At 69.9% G+C, this 16,207-nt stretch carries 14 protein-coding genes; 5 read left to right on the top strand and 9 right to left on the bottom strand.

Translation table 11 applies throughout. From position 1 onward, the window contains the following. Positions 1-68: 68 nt before the first annotated feature. From HD557_RS21190 to HD557_RS21175, 4 genes are read right to left on the bottom strand one after another with little or no spacing between them, the layout of a single operon-like run. Complete coding sequence (locus HD557_RS21190; protein WP_196875347.1) at positions 69-2,786, bottom strand: DEAD/DEAH box helicase; 2,718 nt, start codon at positions 2,784-2,786, stop codon at positions 69-71. 58 nt (positions 2,787-2,844) lie between these two features. Continuing rightward, positions 2,845-3,507: an ATP-binding cassette domain-containing protein gene (locus tag HD557_RS21185; RefSeq protein WP_196875346.1), complete on the bottom strand. Its 663-nt coding sequence runs from the start codon at positions 3,505-3,507 to the stop codon at positions 2,845-2,847. Then, entirely contained in the window at positions 3,500-4,369 is an 870-nt protein-coding gene (locus HD557_RS21180) for an ABC transporter ATP-binding protein (RefSeq protein ID WP_196875345.1), read from the bottom strand. The genes HD557_RS21185 and HD557_RS21180 overlap by 8 nt, the downstream gene beginning before the upstream one ends. Continuing rightward, positions 4,366-7,005, bottom strand: a complete 2,640-nt coding sequence (locus HD557_RS21175; protein WP_196875344.1) for an ABC transporter permease — start codon at positions 7,003-7,005, stop codon at positions 4,366-4,368. Before HD557_RS21175 ends, HD557_RS21180 begins: the two co-directional genes overlap by 4 nt. A gap of 115 nt (positions 7,006-7,120) precedes the next feature. Here HD557_RS21175 and purE point away from each other — a divergent pair, with 115 nt between their 5' ends. After that, on the top strand, positions 7,121-7,615 hold the full coding sequence (gene purE / locus HD557_RS21170) for a 5-(carboxyamino)imidazole ribonucleotide mutase (RefSeq protein WP_008363509.1): 495 nt from the start codon (positions 7,121-7,123) through the stop codon (positions 7,613-7,615). A gap of 2 nt (positions 7,616-7,617) precedes the next feature. Here the strand turns inward: purE and HD557_RS21165 are convergent, their stop codons facing one another. Beyond that, on the bottom strand, positions 7,618-8,100 hold the full coding sequence (locus HD557_RS21165) for a DUF2000 domain-containing protein (protein ID WP_196875343.1): 483 nt from the start codon (positions 8,098-8,100) through the stop codon (positions 7,618-7,620). Positions 8,101-8,210: 110 nt separating this feature from the next. On the opposite strand from HD557_RS21165, the gene HD557_RS21160 reads away from it, so the two are divergent. After that, a complete protein-coding gene (locus HD557_RS21160; protein WP_040757215.1) occupies positions 8,211-8,660 on the top strand; it encodes an Lrp/AsnC family transcriptional regulator in 450 nt (149 codons plus the stop codon). A gap of 2 nt (positions 8,661-8,662) precedes the next feature. On the opposite strand, the gene HD557_RS21155 is transcribed toward HD557_RS21160, so the two are convergent. Beyond that, on the bottom strand, positions 8,663-9,115 hold the full coding sequence (locus tag HD557_RS21155; protein ID WP_008363512.1) for a CoA-binding protein: 453 nt from the start codon (positions 9,113-9,115) through the stop codon (positions 8,663-8,665). A gap of 85 nt (positions 9,116-9,200) precedes the next feature. Here HD557_RS21155 and HD557_RS21150 point away from each other — a divergent pair, with 85 nt between their 5' ends. Together HD557_RS21150 and HD557_RS21145 are read left to right on the top strand one after the other, a co-directional pair. After that, positions 9,201-10,373 carry an acyl-CoA dehydrogenase family protein gene (locus HD557_RS21150; RefSeq protein ID WP_196875342.1) on the top strand — a complete coding sequence of 391 codons (1,173 nt, stop codon included), beginning with the start codon at positions 9,201-9,203 and terminating at the stop codon, positions 10,371-10,373. A 122-nt stretch (positions 10,374-10,495) separates the two neighbouring features. After that, complete coding sequence (locus tag HD557_RS21145) at positions 10,496-12,088, top strand: GNAT family N-acetyltransferase (RefSeq protein ID WP_196875341.1); 1,593 nt, start codon at positions 10,496-10,498, stop codon at positions 12,086-12,088. A 155-nt stretch (positions 12,089-12,243) separates the two neighbouring features. Here HD557_RS21145 and HD557_RS21140 read toward each other — a convergent pair whose 3' ends face one another. The 3 genes from HD557_RS21140 to HD557_RS21130 all read right to left on the bottom strand — a co-directional run bounded on the left by HD557_RS21140 (position 12,244) and on the right by HD557_RS21130 (position 14,857). Further along, positions 12,244-13,242 carry an IS481 family transposase gene (locus HD557_RS21140; protein ID WP_196876299.1) on the bottom strand — a complete coding sequence of 333 codons (999 nt, stop codon included), beginning with the start codon at positions 13,240-13,242 and terminating at the stop codon, positions 12,244-12,246. A 116-nt stretch (positions 13,243-13,358) separates the two neighbouring features. After that, positions 13,359-13,784 (bottom strand): alternative ribosome rescue aminoacyl-tRNA hydrolase ArfB, encoded by a 426-nt coding sequence (gene arfB / locus HD557_RS21135; protein WP_196875340.1) that lies wholly within the window; start codon positions 13,782-13,784, stop codon positions 13,359-13,361. Further along, positions 13,781-14,857 carry a LacI family DNA-binding transcriptional regulator gene (locus HD557_RS21130; protein WP_196875339.1) on the bottom strand — a complete coding sequence of 359 codons (1,077 nt, stop codon included), beginning with the start codon at positions 14,855-14,857 and terminating at the stop codon, positions 13,781-13,783. Before HD557_RS21130 ends, arfB begins: the two co-directional genes overlap by 4 nt. A gap of 104 nt (positions 14,858-14,961) precedes the next feature. Between HD557_RS21130 and HD557_RS21125 the strand changes: the two genes are divergently transcribed. Beyond that, the gene (locus HD557_RS21125) at positions 14,962-16,203 is read left to right on the top strand and encodes an amino acid ABC transporter substrate-binding protein (RefSeq protein ID WP_008363518.1); all 1,242 of its coding nucleotides are present in this window, start codon (positions 14,962-14,964) and stop codon (positions 16,201-16,203) included. Positions 16,204-16,207: the final 4 nt, after the last annotated feature.

Raw genomic sequence — 16,207 nt, 5'->3', positions numbered from 1 at the left:
GGCACTCAGCTGCCAGCTCGGCCGACGTACGTGACGCCTCGGCCGACGTAGGCGACGGCTCGGCTGGGTCAGACGCCGAGGCGCTGGCGTTCGGTGGCGACGACCTCGCGGGCGATCTCGGCGTCGGAGGCCTCGTTCGCCAGGGCGGTGACGGCGTCTTCGGGGTGGGAGGTCTCGTAGGCCTCCGGGCTGCTGGCCGCGGTGGCACTGACCCGGGCGAAGTCGTCGAAGAGCTCGGCCTTGGCGGCGAGGATGTCGTGGACGCGCTGATCGACGCCGACCTCGGAGAGGAGGCGGTGGACCTGGACCGACTGGAGCTGGCCCATCCGGCGGGCGCGGGCGATCGCCTGCCACTCGATGGTCGGCTTGAGCTGGGGTTCGCAGATGACCACGACCGACGCCGCCTGGATGTTGAGGCCCACGCCGCCGGCGACGATCTGGGTGACCAGCACCGCGCCGTGGCCGGCCGCGGAGAACTCGTCGACCATCTGCTGGCGCTCCTCGGCGGGAACCGAGCCGGTCAGCGGCCCGAAGACCTCGCCCGGCAGCAGCGTGACCAGATCGTCCAGGACCTTCCTGAAGTGGGAGAACACGATCACCCGGCGGCCGTTCTCCTCGGCCTCGCCGACGATCTCGATCAGCCGCTCGACCTTGGCCGACGACGTGCCCTGGAGCATGGCGGCCTGGCGCATGGCCATGAAGTTGCCCTCGCGGACGCACTCGGCGTACGCCCGCTCGTCGGCGAGCGAGAGGGGCAGCCAGTCCTCGACCTCGACGAGGTCGGGGAGCTCGGTGAGGACGTCCTCCTGGTTGCGGCGCAGGTAGACCGGCGCGACCTGCTTGCGGAACCGGTGCGGGTTGAACTCGTCGGCGGAGAGCAGGAGGTCGGGGCGGAGGTAGGAGACCAGGTTGCGGAACTCCTCGATGCGGTTCTCCATCGGGGTGCCGGTGAGCAGGATGGCCCGCTCGGAGGCATCGAGGGCGCGGCGTACGCGTTCGGTGCGCTGGGTGCGCGGCGACTTGATCATGTGGGCCTCGTCGACCACGACGCAGGCGACCTTGACCTGGTCGAGGAAGGGCCGGATCGCGTTGAGCGTCTCGTAGGTGGTCACCGCGACGCCGCCCTGCTCGACCCAGATCTTGGCGGCCTTCTGGCGGCGGTTGCCGTGGAGCCGGTGGGGGATCAGGGTGGTCTTGGAGTCGGTCTCGCGTACCCAGTTGGTGACCACGGCGGCCGGGCAGACCACCAAGGTGTGCGACGCGCCCATCGCGTGCAGGTGGGCGAGCACGGCCAGCGACTGGAGCGTCTTGCCGAGCCCCATCTCGTCGCCGATGATCACCTTCATCTGCACCAGCGCGAAGCGGACGCCGAAGTGCTGGTAGCCGCGCAGCGACGCGGTCAGGTTGTTGGTGCGCAGCTCCTGCGCGCGCACCGCCTCGATGATCTCGGCCGACAGGTCGCCGTGGATCTTGTCCTCGTCCTCGGTGAGGAAGCCGAGCTCGGAGAGCATCGCGTAGTAGTCGGCGGGGCGTTTCTCGAAGTCCTCCCACGGGTCCGCCGGCCGGTTCCCCGGACGGATCCGGCGGGCCATCTCGGCGCGGTGGGCGATCGCTCGCAACGCGGCCTGGAAGTCGTCGAGGCTGGCCGCGTTGGCCAGGATCAGGTGGAACTTCGCGCCGCCGTCGAGCGAGCGGATCAGCGGCCGCAGCGACTGGACGAGGGCGAGCTCCGCTCCCGCGTCCTTCGTACGCCGCCCCGCCTCCCACTCAGCCAGCCGGGCGAGCAGCCTGGTGGCCGCCGGGGTGCGGCGCTCGTGGTCGATGGCGAGGGGCATCTCGTCGTAGGTGCGCTGCCACAGCGCCTGCGCCGCCTCCTGCATCCGCATCGCCGTGGCCGGGCCGACCCCGGGAAGTTCCCGCAGGTCAGAGGCGGGATGGATGACCTCGTGGACGGTGCGGATCCCGGCCTCGAGGAGGGGCTCGATGCGTACGAGGTCGGCGAGCTCGTCGACCGGCAGAGCGCTGACCGCGGTGTCGGTGTCGGCGCTGCGGACCGCGTTGCCGGCGTCGGTCGCGGCCCGGCGAGCCGGCTCCTCGGAGCGCCGGGCCTCGTTGAGCGCCTCGCCCTCGTTGCGCAGGACGAGGATGCCCTTGCGCGGCGCCAGCACGGCCTCGGAACCCAGGTCGGAGAGGGCTTCGAGGAGCCCGACGCTCGGCAGCAGCGCCTCGCGGACCCGCACCCGGCGCCGGTCCGGGCGCCTGGTCAGCTCGCCCAGCCGTGTCGGCGCCTGGATCTCGTCGGCCCAGCGGTGCAGGTCGAGGATCCGCTTGCCCGCCAGCTCCGCGTCCTCCCGGCGGTTGCCGCGTACGAACAGGCGGCGGGCGCCGGTCGCCTTCTTCGCCTGCGCCAGGTCCTCGGTCGCGGCGGAGAGCGCCTCGACGAGCTCCTGGGTGGTCTCCTCGACGGGTTCGAGCGCGTGCCGCCGCGCGATCGCGGCCAGCCGTGGCCCGTCGCTGCGGTCGAGCGCGATGCTGCGCCAGGCCACCTGGGCTGCTCGCTTGAGCTCGGCCGCGCTCGCTCGGTAGTGGTCGACCGCCTCGGCCGCCTCCCGCTCGATCACGGTCCGCGCCTCCGTCGCCGAGGCCGCCTGCCGGGACCAGGACGAGACCTGCCGCACGCGCGACGGCAGCGCTTTGCGCTCCGCCTTGGTCAGCCCGGTGAACCGCTCGACCGAGGCGGGGTTCGGCGTCGTGCTGACGACGTCGGTGCTCGTTGCTGGATCCATCTGCCTTTGTGGGGTTGTCGGGGAGAGTGGCCAGCACACTAGCGGCCAGGACCGACACTCAGGTGACAGGCAGAGGTCGGGCCCATGACGCGACCCCCTCGTCGAGGGCGAGCTCGGCGTCCGCCTCGGCGGCGGCCTCGGGGTCATGGGTGGCGAGAACGACGATCGCACCGCGAGCCGCCTCGGCACGAAGCGCGGCGATCATCCGCTCCCGGTTGCCGGCATCCAGGTCACTGGTCGACTCGTCGGCGAGGATCACGGCGGCCCGCATCGCGAACGCGCGGGCGAGCGCGACCCGCTGCTGCTGCCCGCCTGAGAGCTCGTCGACCAGGTGGCGTCCGGACTCGGCGAGACCGACCAGCTCGAGTGCGGCCGTGGTGCGCTCGAGCGCCTCCCGGGATGGCACCTTGCGGGCAAGCATCGGTACCAGGACGTTCTCCTCCGCGGAGAGCGCCCCGGCCAGACCGTTGCCCTGGGGGATGAGGGTGACGCCGCGGTCGGCGGCGTCGTCGCGGCCGACCAGGGGCGATCCGTCCAGGTTCACGGATCCTGCTGCTGGGCGCCGGGCGCCGGCCAGCGCCCACAACAGCGACGACTTCCCGGCGCCGGAGGGTCCCGTGACCGCCAGCATCACGCCCGCCCCGAGGGCGAGTTCGATCGCCTCGACGGCGACCAGGTTTCCGTACGTCACCGTCAGCCCGTTCGCGCGAAGCTCACTCATCGCTCGCCTCCTCGTGCTCGGGAACGAGCTCGTAGTGACCGTCCACCGGATGGAAACGGACCAGTGTGCCTGGCGGAAGCACGTCGCGTACGTGGCCGGGGAGGGGAAGCGAACCGTCTGCCGTCACCACGGCGTACTCCTCCCCGCTGCGTCCCTCGCCACCGATACGGCCGTCGCGGATGGTGACCGTGCGGGGCAGGAACGCGGCGACGTGCGGATCGTGGGTGACGAGCACGACGGTCGTACCGTGGGCGCGGTTGATCCACGCGAGTCGCTCGAGGACGAGGTCGCGGGCGGCGTGGCCGAGCTGGCTGGTGGGCTCGTCGGCGAGGACGAGCCCGGGCCGGGTGGCGAGAGCGACGGCCAGTGCAACGAGCTGCAGCTCACCAGGGGTGAGGCCGGTCAGCGGACGGTGCGCCACGTCGGCGATGCCGAGCTCGCTGAGCACCTCCTCAGCGGTGGGCAGATCCTTGGCCCCGCGGGCCACGCGCTGCGCGAAATCCACGTTGGCCGCCGGAGTGGCGTAGGGCAGCAGGTTGCGTCCGGCACCCTGGAGCATCAGCGAGACCTGGGTTGCCCGGAGACGGTCCAGCTCTTTCGTACTGGCCGACGACACCTCGTGCGCGCCCACGAAGATCTTGCCGGCGCTGGGCCGGAAGACGCCGGCCAGGAGGCTCATCAGCGTCGACTTCCCGGATCCTGAGGGGCCCAGGAGCCCCATCAGCTCGCCGGGTCTCACGTCCAGGTCGACGCCGGAGAGGGCGGCCACGTCGTGTCCCTCTGCGTGGTAGATGTGCACCAGGCCGTGGGTACGGATGCCCATCGGCCTGAGGTCTGTGGTCGCTCGCTTGCGCTCGCTCATGCCGTCTCCCGGACCCGGTCGAGGCGCGCGGCGGCTGCGACTGCCCGGCCGAGGAGCACGGCGGCTGTGCCGAGGACCAGCAGACAGGCGAGTGTGGTCAGTCCGACCGCCGGCCAGGGAACGGACACGTCGATGGTGTCGACGGCGGGTGGCACTGCGAAGAGGGGGATGTCGGGCAGGGTCAGCAGGGCGCCGAGCACCCCGGCTGCGGCCCCGGCGAGAACCCCCAGGACCACCGGCAGCAGCTGAGTGGCGCCGGGGAGCTGCCTGACTGTACGCCGGTCCACACCCGCCAACCACAAGGAGGCCAGGTCGCGAGCGCGGGTGCGCCAGCCGGTCACCGTCAGCACACTCAACGCGAGGACGGCGATCGCCACGGCGGCCAGACCGACGACGACGCCGAGCTGCAGGCTCCAGGCCGCGACCGACTCGTCCAGGCTGCGGCGTACGTCGCTGAGCGTTCGGGGCTCGGCGACGATGATGCCTTCTTTCCGGAGGTCGGCGCTGACCCGGTCGAGCAGCGCCCGATCCTCGGCGGAGAACCACAGCGAGATGGTGGAATCGGCGTCGGGAGGGGCGAGCTCCTGAGCGGTGGTGAGATCGACAAGAGCGACATCCGGGCCGCCGCCGGGGACCCGGTCGATGGCCGCGACCTCCTCGCCGTCCTGCTCGATGCCGTCGAGGCCGACGATGGTGACCTCGTCCTCGAAGAGCGACCCCGTGGTGATGACCGGGATCGGCTCGTGCGCCTTCCCGTCGGCGAGTTCGTGCCATTGGCCGGCGCTGGGGGAATCCCCGGTGCCGAAGAGAGCGATCTGCCGAAACCCCTGCGGATCGACGGCGAACGTCGTTGCGCCACCACTGGGAGCTGCGGCTCGTACGACGGGGGTCACCTGGGTGCTCTTCGGGTCGATCCTCGCGAGCACCCGACGTACTGCCCCGAGGTTGTCGGCGGTCGACCGCTGTCCCTGGAGCTCGGCGATCAACGGGGCGCCCGCCTCCTGTTCCGCAGCGACCGCGCGGTTGCGCTCGCCCACGAGGAGACCGCAGACCGAGAAGACGGCGAGCGCGCTGGCGACGGTGGCCAGGGCCACCGTACGGCGCGTGGCGATGCTCCGTGATGCGTCCAGCAGCGAGACGCCGGCGCGCAGACGGCCGCGGCGCAGCAGTGTGCGCCCGATCCGCATCGCCGTCGGGGTGAAGAGGTGTGCGAGGACGAGGCCGACGAGCGCGGAGAGCAGCGCCGGGGCGGCGAGCGCGATGGGCCCGGTCAGGCTGCCTGTCACAAAGGCGACCACGCCCGCCCCGCACGCCGTGATGGCCACGGCGTCGCCTGCGCCGAGCGCCCACCCCGAGCGGCGGCGGCGATTCCTGTGGAGCAAGGTGCCGAGGGGTTCGCGGGCGACCCGATAGACGGCCGCGTACGTCACCAGGACCAGAGCCGCGCCGGCGATGATCCCGGACGTCAGCACGCCCTGGGGAAGCTCGAACGGTGGATCGCCAGGCAGCGCGTACTCACGCGCGAGGGTGGCGGCGAGGATCGCCACCGCTGCCCCCGGGACGATCCCGGCGAGCACGGCGGGGAGGAGCTCGCCCATCAGCAGGGACCTCGCCCCTGACGCACCCCGTCCCCGAAGCCGCGCGACCACTACCTCCGGCCGTCGCTGGTCCGTCGCCGCGAGCAGCATCAGCCACAGGACGATGACCCCGAGCACACCCAGCTGCACGAGGAGCAGTGGCACCGTCGTCCGGCTCTGTTCGATCTGAGCGTTGACCTCGTCGGTGAGCTCGGGCAGCGACGTCACCAACGATGTGATCGAGTCCTCGAAGATCTCGTCGTGCTCCTCAACCTTCTCGGCCCGCGCCCGGAGGTCACGTAGGTCTCCCTCCAGGGCGGTGAGCTCGTCGACCCCCACGTCATCGGCGCGCAGCCGCGATCCGACCCATGGGCGCTCGGCGTCGAGGAACGGTGTCGAGCCGCCGAAGGTGGACTCGTCGGTCAGCCACACATCGTGCTGGACGATGTCGCCGGCGGCGATCCCGGCCCGGCCGTCCAGATGGAGACCTTGCCACCACGCTTCGTCGTCGGCCCGGTAGGTGCCGACGACCCGGTAGGTCACCCAAGGTGTCGGCGGCTGGTGAAAGTTCACGTCCACCGGGGGCCTGGCTGCCTTCGACCTCACCGTGCTTCCGATGGCGACGTCGTAGGTCTTCGCCTCGTTGTCGGTGACCAGGATCTCGCGGCTCCGGTCGGGGCAGGTGCCCGCGGTGATCCTGATGTGGTCGCACTGGCCCTCGCGCCACCAGATGTCACCTCGGGGGACGGAGAGCGAGGCAGGGCCGAGATCGAGGTCGGCGACGGCGTTGTGCCCGACGACAGGGGTCTCGAAGAGCGATGAGTCCGGAAGCTGTCGCGCGAGCACCGCGGGGTCGGCGCGGTCCAGGAGATGGTTCGCCTGGGGTCCGAAGAGCTGGAGGTCGCGCTCCACGCTGGGTGCGTCGTCGAGGGTGACCGCGGTGGCAGCCTGCTGCATCGCGCGGTCGTAGAGCGGGGCGAAGACGGCACACGCGGTGATCAGCGCGGACAGCAGTGAGATGACCACGGCCTGGCCGAGCCGGTATCTCATGGCGGACATCACGGGGCACACGATCTCTTAACCTTGTGGGGCGCGACAGCGAATTACGGCCATGACGGCCTCCTTGGGCGGCCCGGTTCACGCGTATACATGCTCGTCGGCCTAGCCTTGGCCCATGAGTGCGCGCGTAGGCATCGTGATGGGATCCGACTCCGACTGGCCGACGATGAAGGCCGCGGCCGACCTCCTCGACGAGTTCGGGATCGAGTGGGAGGCCGATGTGAAGTCGGCCCACCGGATGCCGCAGGAGATGCTCGACTACGGCCGCGAGGCGGCCGGCCGCGGGCTGTCGGTGATCATCGCCGGCGCGGGCGGTGCTGCCGCGCTGCCCGGGATGCTCGCCTCCGTCACGCCGCTGCCCGTCATCGGCGTCCCGGTGCCGCTGAAGTACCTCGACGGCATGGACTCGCTGATGTCGATCGTCCAGATGCCCGGCGGCATCCCGGTGGCCACGGTGGCCATCGGCAACGCCAAGAACGCGGGCATCCTCGCCGCCCGCATCCTCGGCGTCGCGGACCCCGAGCTGCAGCAGAAGCTGGTGGCGTACGAGAAGTCCCTCGCCGAGCTCGCCCGCGAGAAGGGCGAGGTCGTACGCCGCGCCACCTCCTGATCTCAGGGCAGGAGCGAGAGGCCCTTCACGAGCTTGTCGATGATGCGGCGGGGGCCGAAGAGGCTGACCGCGCAGTAGGAGAGGTCGGCGCCGCGGCTGCTGCCGACGGCGAACAGATAGTCGTCGTAGACCCGGGTGTGCTGCGCCTGGGTGGGCATGTCGATGACCGCGACCCCGGGCTGGGCGACCGCCTGACGACGCAGGTCGGTCAGCCGCTGCGCCGGGGCACCCAGCACCGTGCAGCCGATCCACGGCAGGCCCGGATGGGTCGAGTCGTCGGCGTCGATCGCGTCCTCGCCGAGGAGCCCGGCCGTACGCTGCGTGGTCGCGCCCGCGACACAGACGGCCGCGTTCACTGCGCGTCCGGCGGGGAGGGCCTGGTCGACGACGACCACCCACTTGAAGGGCACCTCGCGCGTGCTCGCGGACTGGTCGATCTCGTCCGGGGCGAACCCGATCGTCGCGGCCTCGACACCTGTGCTCATCGCTCTGACTCCTGTCATTCGCCAACTGATTCGCTGACAAGTCTTGAGAATGTCAGGACAGATCGCAATCAGTCCGGTCAATGTCAGGAGAATCGGTTAGATTGGCGGGCATGGACGAAGTCGACCGTCAGATTCTGGCCGCCTGGACGATGGATGCACGGCGGAGCCTCCGGGACATCGCCGCGGAAGTCGGCGTCTCCGCGACCACCGTGCACGACCGGGCGCGAGCGATGCAGCGCCGCGGGCTCATCCGCGGCGCCTACCTCGATCTCGACCTCCGTCAGATCGACCGCGGCGTGCAGGCGCTCGTCGCCGTACGCATCCGGCCGCCGTCGCGGGCCAACATCGAGTCCTTCCGCGACTGGGTCGGGGCACTCCCGGAGGCGGTCGGGGTGTTCGTCACCTCCGGCCGGATGGACTTCATCGTCCACGTCGCGGTCCCCGACAACGACGCGCTCTACGCCTTCGTGATCGACCGGCTCACCTCGCGTGCCGAGATCGCCGACGTCGAGACCTCGGTGATCTACGAGCACCTGCGCACGATGACGTTCGAGCCGTAGCCCTACCTCCGCGCGCCGGCCCTGCCGCGCTCGAACCAGACCTTGCTGGGGCAGGTGTCCATCACCATCGGTACGCCGGCTGCGGTGGTGCGCTCGAAGGCCGACTTGTCGATCACGCCCATCTGGAACCAGACGCCACCCGCGCCGATCGCCACGGCCTCGTCGGCGAACTGGCCGGCGGCCTCGGAGCGACGGAAGACGTCGACGACGTCGATCTTCCCGACCGCGGCGGCAGCCTCGGCCAGGGTCGCGTAGACCTTCTCGCCGAGCACCTCCTTGCCCTCGGCGGCAGCGCCCGGATGGATCGGGATGATCCGCTTGCCGTGCTGCTGGAGCTCCTGGGCGATCGAGTAGGCCGTACGCCACGGGTCACCCGAGAGGCCGACCACGGCCCAGGTCTCGGAGTCGTCGAGGAGCGTGTCGATGGTGTCCTGGTCGAGCCATGCGGCGGTCATGTGGAGCACAACAACAACCCCGCTTCGGGGATTCCGTGACCCGCCAACGTACTGGCGAGTAGCAAACAGGCATAGACTCCGAGACATGAGTGCCGAGTACCCGTTGTTCGCCCTCTCCGAGGAGCACCAGGAGATCCGCAAGGCCATCCGTGAGATCTGTGATGCGAAGATCGCGCCGGCCGCGGCTGCGGTCGATGAGGAGGCTCGTTATCCGCAGGAGGCGCACGATGCGTTGGTCGAGACCGAGTTCTTCGCGCCGCATGTGCCCGAGGCGTACGGGGGTGTGGGTGCCGACGCGCTCGCGACGGTGCTGGTGATCGAGGAGATCGCCCGTGCGGATGTGTCGGCCTCGCTCATCCCCGCGGTGAACAAGCTCGGCTCGCTGCCGGTGCAGATCGGTGGGTCGGAGGAGCTGAAGAAGAAGTATCTGGGTGCGCTGGCCGCGGGGCAGGGCAACTTCTCCTACTGCCTCTCCGAGCCGGATGCGGGTTCGGACGCGGCGAACCAGAAGACCCGGGCGGTGCGTGATGGGGACTTCTGGGTGCTCAACGGCGTGAAGCGGTGGATCACCAACGCGGGTGTCTCGGAGTACTACACGGTGCTGGCCGTGACCGACCCGGAGAAGCGCTCCAAGGGCATCTCCGCGTTCGTGGTGGAGAAGTCCGATGAGGGGGTTTCCTTCGGTGCCCCGGAGAAGAAGCTGGGGATCAAGGGGTCCCCGACCCGTGAGGTGTACTTCGACAACGTGCGCATCCCCGCCGACCGGCTCATCGGCGAGGAGGGTCTCGGCTTCACGTACGCCATGCAGACCCTGGACCACACCCGGATCACCATCGCGGCCCAGGCCGTCGGTGTCGCGCAGGGTGCGTTGGACTATGCGTTGGGTTACATCAAGGAGCGCAAGCAGTTCGGTAAGCCGATCGCGGAGTTCCAGGGTGTGGAGTTCATGGTCGCGGACATGGGGATGAAGATCGAGGCCGCTCGCCAGCTGACCTATGCGGCGGCGGGTCGTTCCGAGCGGGGTGACAAGGATCTGACGTTCTTCGGTGCGGCGGCGAAGGCGTTCGCCTCGGATGTGGCGATGCAGGTGACCACCGATGCGGTCCAGCTGCTGGGTGGGTATGGGTTCACCCGTGACTATCCGGTGGAGCGGATGATGCGTGATGCCAAGATCACCCAGATCTATGAGGGCACCAACCAGGTCCAGCGGATCGTGATGGCTCGCCAGCTCCTCGCCGGCATCCAGTCGGCCCTGTGACTGACCGATCGGTGCACTGCGCCTGCTTGGCTCAGTGCACCGATCATTCATGTGCGCGATCCATGCATCGCTGATCTGCTCAAAGGTGCACAGATCGTGCACGGCCGACAGATGATGCCTTCATGGGGGACACATCTGATCCGGATGAAGACTTCGTCCTGGACCTCTCGCGACCTTTCTCGCGCGCCGATGCCGCCAAGGCGAAGCTCAAACCGAGCACGTTGCGCGGACCGCGTTTCACGCGTCTCTTCAGCGGCGTGTACGTCGCCGCCGACGCCCCAGCGACGCCACTGCAGCGGGTCCAAGCTGCGCTCGTACCGTTCCAGGGCCGCGGGTTCGCCAGTCACGCGTCCGCCGCTCGGGTCTATGACGTGCCGATCCCGACGTTGCCCGACGAGCACGTGACGGTGACGGCCGCGGCCCACCGGCGTACACATCCGGGCATCGTCTGCCACGTGATGAGAGAGCCGCGAGCGGTGGTCGTCGATGGCATCGGCGTCTCCTCGCCCGACCAGCTCTTCACCGAACTCGCCAGCCAGGTGAGCCTGGTCGACCTCGTCGTCGCCGGCGACCATCTCGTACGCCACCACGGGCGTGTGACTCCGACGACTTTGGCCGACTTCGCGGCTTCCGGGACGCTGCCGGGTTCGCGCCCGGCGGCGACGGCGGCGCGCTACGTACGCGAGAACGTTCGCTCGCCGATGGAGACCCGGGTGCGCATGCTGATCGTGCTCGGCGGTCTGCCGGAACCGCGCATCAATGCGCTCGTCGGCACCGGGGACGGCATGCTCAAGCGCGAGCACGATCTGGTCTATGCGGCCTCGAAGACCGCGATCGAGTACGACGGAAAGCAGCACCCCACCGACCAGTGGGAGCGCGACCTCGAACGACGCGAGGAGGCCGACGACGACGGTTGGCGCATCCTCACCGTCGTTGCGAAGGGCATCTATCGCCGACCCGACCTGACGCTCGAGAAGATTCACCGCGTGCTGCTGGAGCGAGGCGAACCGGGCGTGCCGAAGCAGCTGTCGGACGCCTGGCGCCCCCACTTTCCAGTGATTCGGCGACGTGCACGATCCATGCACTCGGGCGATCGTCGCCCATGCACAGATCGAGCATGTGCCCGATCGGTGCACTCAGGTGTCGGTCCTGACTGCACCGATCGTGCACGTGCCGGCGCTATCGTCGCCGGCATGGCTGACGACGGGCTCCGGCTCCGCGAGTGGGAAGAGGCGGACGCCGAAGTGTTGCTCGCTGCGTACGACGGGGCGGGGATGCGGACCGAGCGGCCGGCGGACGTGGCCACCGTCGAGGACGCCGAGCGGCTGATCGCCGGGTGGGCCGAGGAGGCGGCGGCGGACAGGGCGTACACCTTCGCGGTCGTCGACGGCGCCGAGATCCTGGGGCAGATGCGGGTCACCACCCAGCTGCGCGTCCACAGCATCGGCTGGATCTCCTACTGGACCCTCGAGAAGCACCGCGGCCGAGGTGTCGGCAGCACCGGACTGAAGCTCCTGGCGAGGTACTGCTTCGACGAGCTCGACCTCTTCCGCCTCGAGACCGGCCATCGGGTCGACAACCCCGGCTCGTGCCGCGTCGCCACCGCCGCCGGCTTCGTCGTCGAGGGTCGCGAACGCCAGAAGCTGCTCTACGACGGTGTCCGCTACGACACCGAGACCCACGCCCGGCTCGCGACCGACCCCGAGCCTGCCTGACGCCGAGAAGGCACGTACGTCGGCCGAAGCGTCACGCCCGCGAACCGAGACGTCTCCGGGTGACATGTCGGCCGACGTACGTGACGCCTCGGCCGACCGGCCTGACGCCTCGGCCGACCGGCCTGACGCCTCGGCCGACCGGCCTGACGCCTCGGCTAGTTGTGATGTCCAGGGAGGTTGGTCAGCTGGGTGATCGGTGGTTGGCCTCCAATGGCGGAGTGGGCGCGGTGATGATTGTAGAAGTGGAGCCAGCCGGGTAGCGCGGTGTTGCGTTGCTCGGTTGACTCGTACAGGCGGGCGTAGGCCCAGCCGTCGGCCAGGGTGCGGTGGAAGCGTTCGATCTTTCCGTTGGTCTGGGGTCGGTAAGGCCGGGTGCGTTTGTGCTTGATGCCGAGTTCGGTGCAGGCGTTGCGCCAGGCGTAGGACCGGTAGGCCGAGCCGTTGTCGGACAGGACTCGTTCCACGTTGACGCCATGGTCGGCGAACCAGGCCACGGCTCGTTGCAACACTGCGATGGCGGTGGCGGCCTTCTCATCGGTGCAGATTTCGGCGTAGGCCATCCGGGAGTGGTCATCGATGACGGTGTGCACGAAAGCGGTCCCGATCCGGGGACGGTAGTCGTGACCGCGCTCTCCAGTGCGGCGGGCCGTGGATTGGGCGTTGGCCTTGCTCTGCTGGCGTCCGATGAAGCGGTGGCCGCCACCATCAGGAATGTTGCCGAACTTGGTGACGTCGACGTGGATCAGCGAGCCTGGGTGCGGGTGTTCGTAACGGCGGATCGGCTCACCGGTGACGCGGTCGATGTGGGAGAGCCGGCTGATCCGACACCGCACCAGAACCGCGTGCACCGTCGAGGCCTGCATCCCGAGCCGGCCGGCGATCTGGACCGGGCCAAGCCGGTGGCGCCATCGCAGCCGCACGATTCGCCGGACGACCACAGGCGCTGTCTTGGTCGGACTCGAGTGTGGCCGTGAGCTGCGGTCGGTCATCCCCGCAGGCCCCTCGGACCGGTAGCGGTCTGCCCACTTCTTCGCGGTTCGTGGAGCGACCATGAACATCTTGGACGCCGCAGCATAGGTCCACCCGTCATCGACAACGAGCCGAGCGAGTCGTAAACGGGCGCGTGGGGTCAGAGCAGCGTTAGCGTGGGACACGAAGGCCTCCTGGTTCGTGAAGCGGTTCCTAGACAGCTCCACTTCACAACCGGAGGCCTTCGCCTGTCAGACAGGCTCACCGATGCCGGGCGATACAACCTCCCTGGACATCACAGCTAGTCCTGGACGCGGCCGCGGAGCTGCTTGGTCTGGCTGCGCTGGCGCTTGGCGTCGAGGCGGCGCTCCTTGGAGCCGCGAGTGGGCTTGGTGGGGCGGCGGGCGGGAGGGGGCGGGGCGAGGAGCTCGCGGATGCGCAGGGCGAGACGTTCCCGGGCGGCGACGCGGTTGCGGTGCTGGGAGCGCTGTTCGTGGGAGACGACGGTGATCGGGCCCGGTGAGCGGGCGAGGATGCGGGCGCGCTGCGACTCGTCGAGTGCCTCGGACGCGGACGGGTCCCAGGACAGCTCGACGCGGGAGTCGGTGGTGTTGACCGACTGCCCGCCGGGACCGGGTGAGCGGGAGAAGCGCTCGACCAGCTCGGAGTCGGGGATGACCAGACCCTCGGGCAGGCCAGGGCCCGGCGGCACCTGCATGTCCTTCATCTGGCTCCTCTCGCTCGGCCCCCATTCTCCTCCGAGGCGTCGACGGAGCCCACCGGGCCGGTCGAGTCGCGCACCACGAGCTCGGCGGGTACCCGCTGCCGGCGGGGGCGCGCGCCGGGCTCCTTCAGGGCAAGCGTCAGCGCTCGCGCGCCCATCTCGGCCATCGGCAGGCGCACGGTGGTCAGTCCGGGGGAGAGGTCCTGGGCGACGGCGACATCGTCGAAGCCGCTGACCGAGACCTGCCCGGGCACCGAGACCCCCGAGCTGCGCAGCTCGGAGAGACACCCGATGGCCATGTCGTCGTTGAGGGCGATGACGGCCGTCGTACGCGGGTGGTCGGCGAGCATCCGGCGGATGCACTCGCGCCCGCCCTCGCGGGTGAACGGCCCCTCGAGGACGGGTACGTCACCGGGAGCGAGCCCCGCCGCGGCGAGCGCGTCGCGCACCCCGTCGAGACGGTCGGCGACGGTGGTGAGCTCCAGCGATCCCGAGACCACCACGATGCGCCGGTGGCCCAGGCCGAGGATGTGCTCGGCGACGGCGCGGCCGCCGGGGCGGTTGTCCGGCAGCACGCTGTCGACCCCGAGGTGGTGCCGGCCCACGACCGCGACTCGTCCGCCCGCCTCCGCGTAGCGCTGCACCTCGAGCCGCATCGGAGCCTCGACCGAGGCGTCCACGAAGCCCGACCCCGCGATCAGGATCGCGCCGACCCGGTTGGCCACCAGGCTGCGTACCTGCTCGACCTCGGCCTCGGGGTCGCGGCCGCTGTGGCAGATCTGGACGGTGCGGCCGTGCTCGGCGGCGAGGCTGAGCACGCCGCTGGCGATCTCGGAGAAGTAGGGGTCGCCGATCTCGTGCACGACGAGCCCGATGGTCGCGGTGGATCCGCTGGCGAGCGAACGGGCGTGGAGATTGGCGACGTAGCCGAGCTCGCGTGCCGCCTGGCGGACCTTCTCGGCGACCGAGTCGCTGACTCCGGGGGTTCCCGAGAGCGCACGAGAGGCGGTGGCGATCGAGACGCCGGACGCATGGGCGACGTCGATCAGGCGGGGGGAGCGGTTGGTGCGGACCATCGATGCCCCTTGTCGTCAGGATTGTGACCCTTGCCACACTAAGCGAGAGTCGGTAACGTCATCGTAAACGCTTACGTAAGCGCTTTCGTAGAGGAGAACCGCAGATGCCCTTCACGAAGACCCCCACCGCGAGCAAGCGGTCCCGAGCAGCTCTGGGCGCCACCGCCGCCCTCGCCCTCGCGTCCACCCTCGCCGCCTGTGGCGCCGCCGAGGAAGGAGGCAGCGAGGACGAGATCGTGATCGGCATCTCGCTGCCCCTGACCGGCGACTTCAGCGAGCCCGGCAAGGGCATCCAGCGCGGCTACGAGGCCTGGGCCGAGTACGTCAACGCCAACGGCGGCCTGCTCGGCCGCGACGTACGCCTCGAGATGCTCGACGACCAGTCCAGCGCCGAGCGTGTCGCGGCCGACTACGAGAAGCTGATCAACCAGGAGCAGGTCGACCTCGTCGTCGGGCCGTTCTCCACGCGCCTGGTGATCCCGGCCGCCCAGGTCGCCCAGGACTACGGCTACCTCTTCGTCGAGCCCGCCGGCGCGGCGCCCGAGGTCTTCGAGGAGGGCTTCGAGAACCTCTTCTACGCCGCCCCTGCGGTCGCGGACGACCACTACAAGCTCCTCGCCGAGCACATCCTGGCGATGCCGGAGGCCGAGCGGCCCAAGACCGCGGCGTACGCCTCCATGGACGACCCGTTCGCCCAGGGCACCGCCTACGGGCTCAAGGACGCGCTGGAGGAGGGTGGCGTGAAGACGGTCGTGGACGAGGTCTACCCGCCCAACACCACCGACTTCAGCAGCATCGCGGCCAAGATCGCCGACAGCAAGGCCGACATCGTCGTGGGCGGCAGCCAGTACCAGGACGGCGTCAACCTGATCGTCGCGCTCCAGCAGCTCGACTACCAGCCGAAGCTGGCCGCCTTCTCGACCGCGCCGACCGAGACCGAGTTCGCCGAGGCGATCGGTGACAAGACGCAGGGCATCATCGCGCCGACCGGCTACACCACGAAGGCGGACTACCCCGAGAACCAGGAGTTCGTGAAGTTCTACGAGGAGAAGCACGGCGAGGCGCCCGGTGAGGACGAGGCCAACGCCTGGACCACCGGCCAGGTCGTCGCCGCGGCGGTCGAGGCGGTCGAGTGCGCCGAGCCCGACCCGGAGTGCCAGGCCCAGCTGATCGACTGGCTGCGCGAGAACGAGGTCGACACGGTCGTCGGCCCGCTCAGCTGGGACGACAAGGGCCGCCCGCAGAGCGCCCACATGATCCAGCAGTGGGTCGACGGAGAGATCAAGATCGTCCTGCCGGAGGACCAGGCCGAGGCCGAGTTCATCTTCCCGAAGCCGGCGTGGTGAGTCG

Source organism: Nocardioides luteus (assembly GCF_015752315.1).
In the GTDB taxonomy this organism is placed as follows: Bacteria; Actinomycetota; Actinomycetes; order Propionibacteriales; family Nocardioidaceae; genus Nocardioides.
Note: the sequence above shows the minus strand (reverse complement) of the source record. Positions and strands in the feature narration are given on the sequence as shown.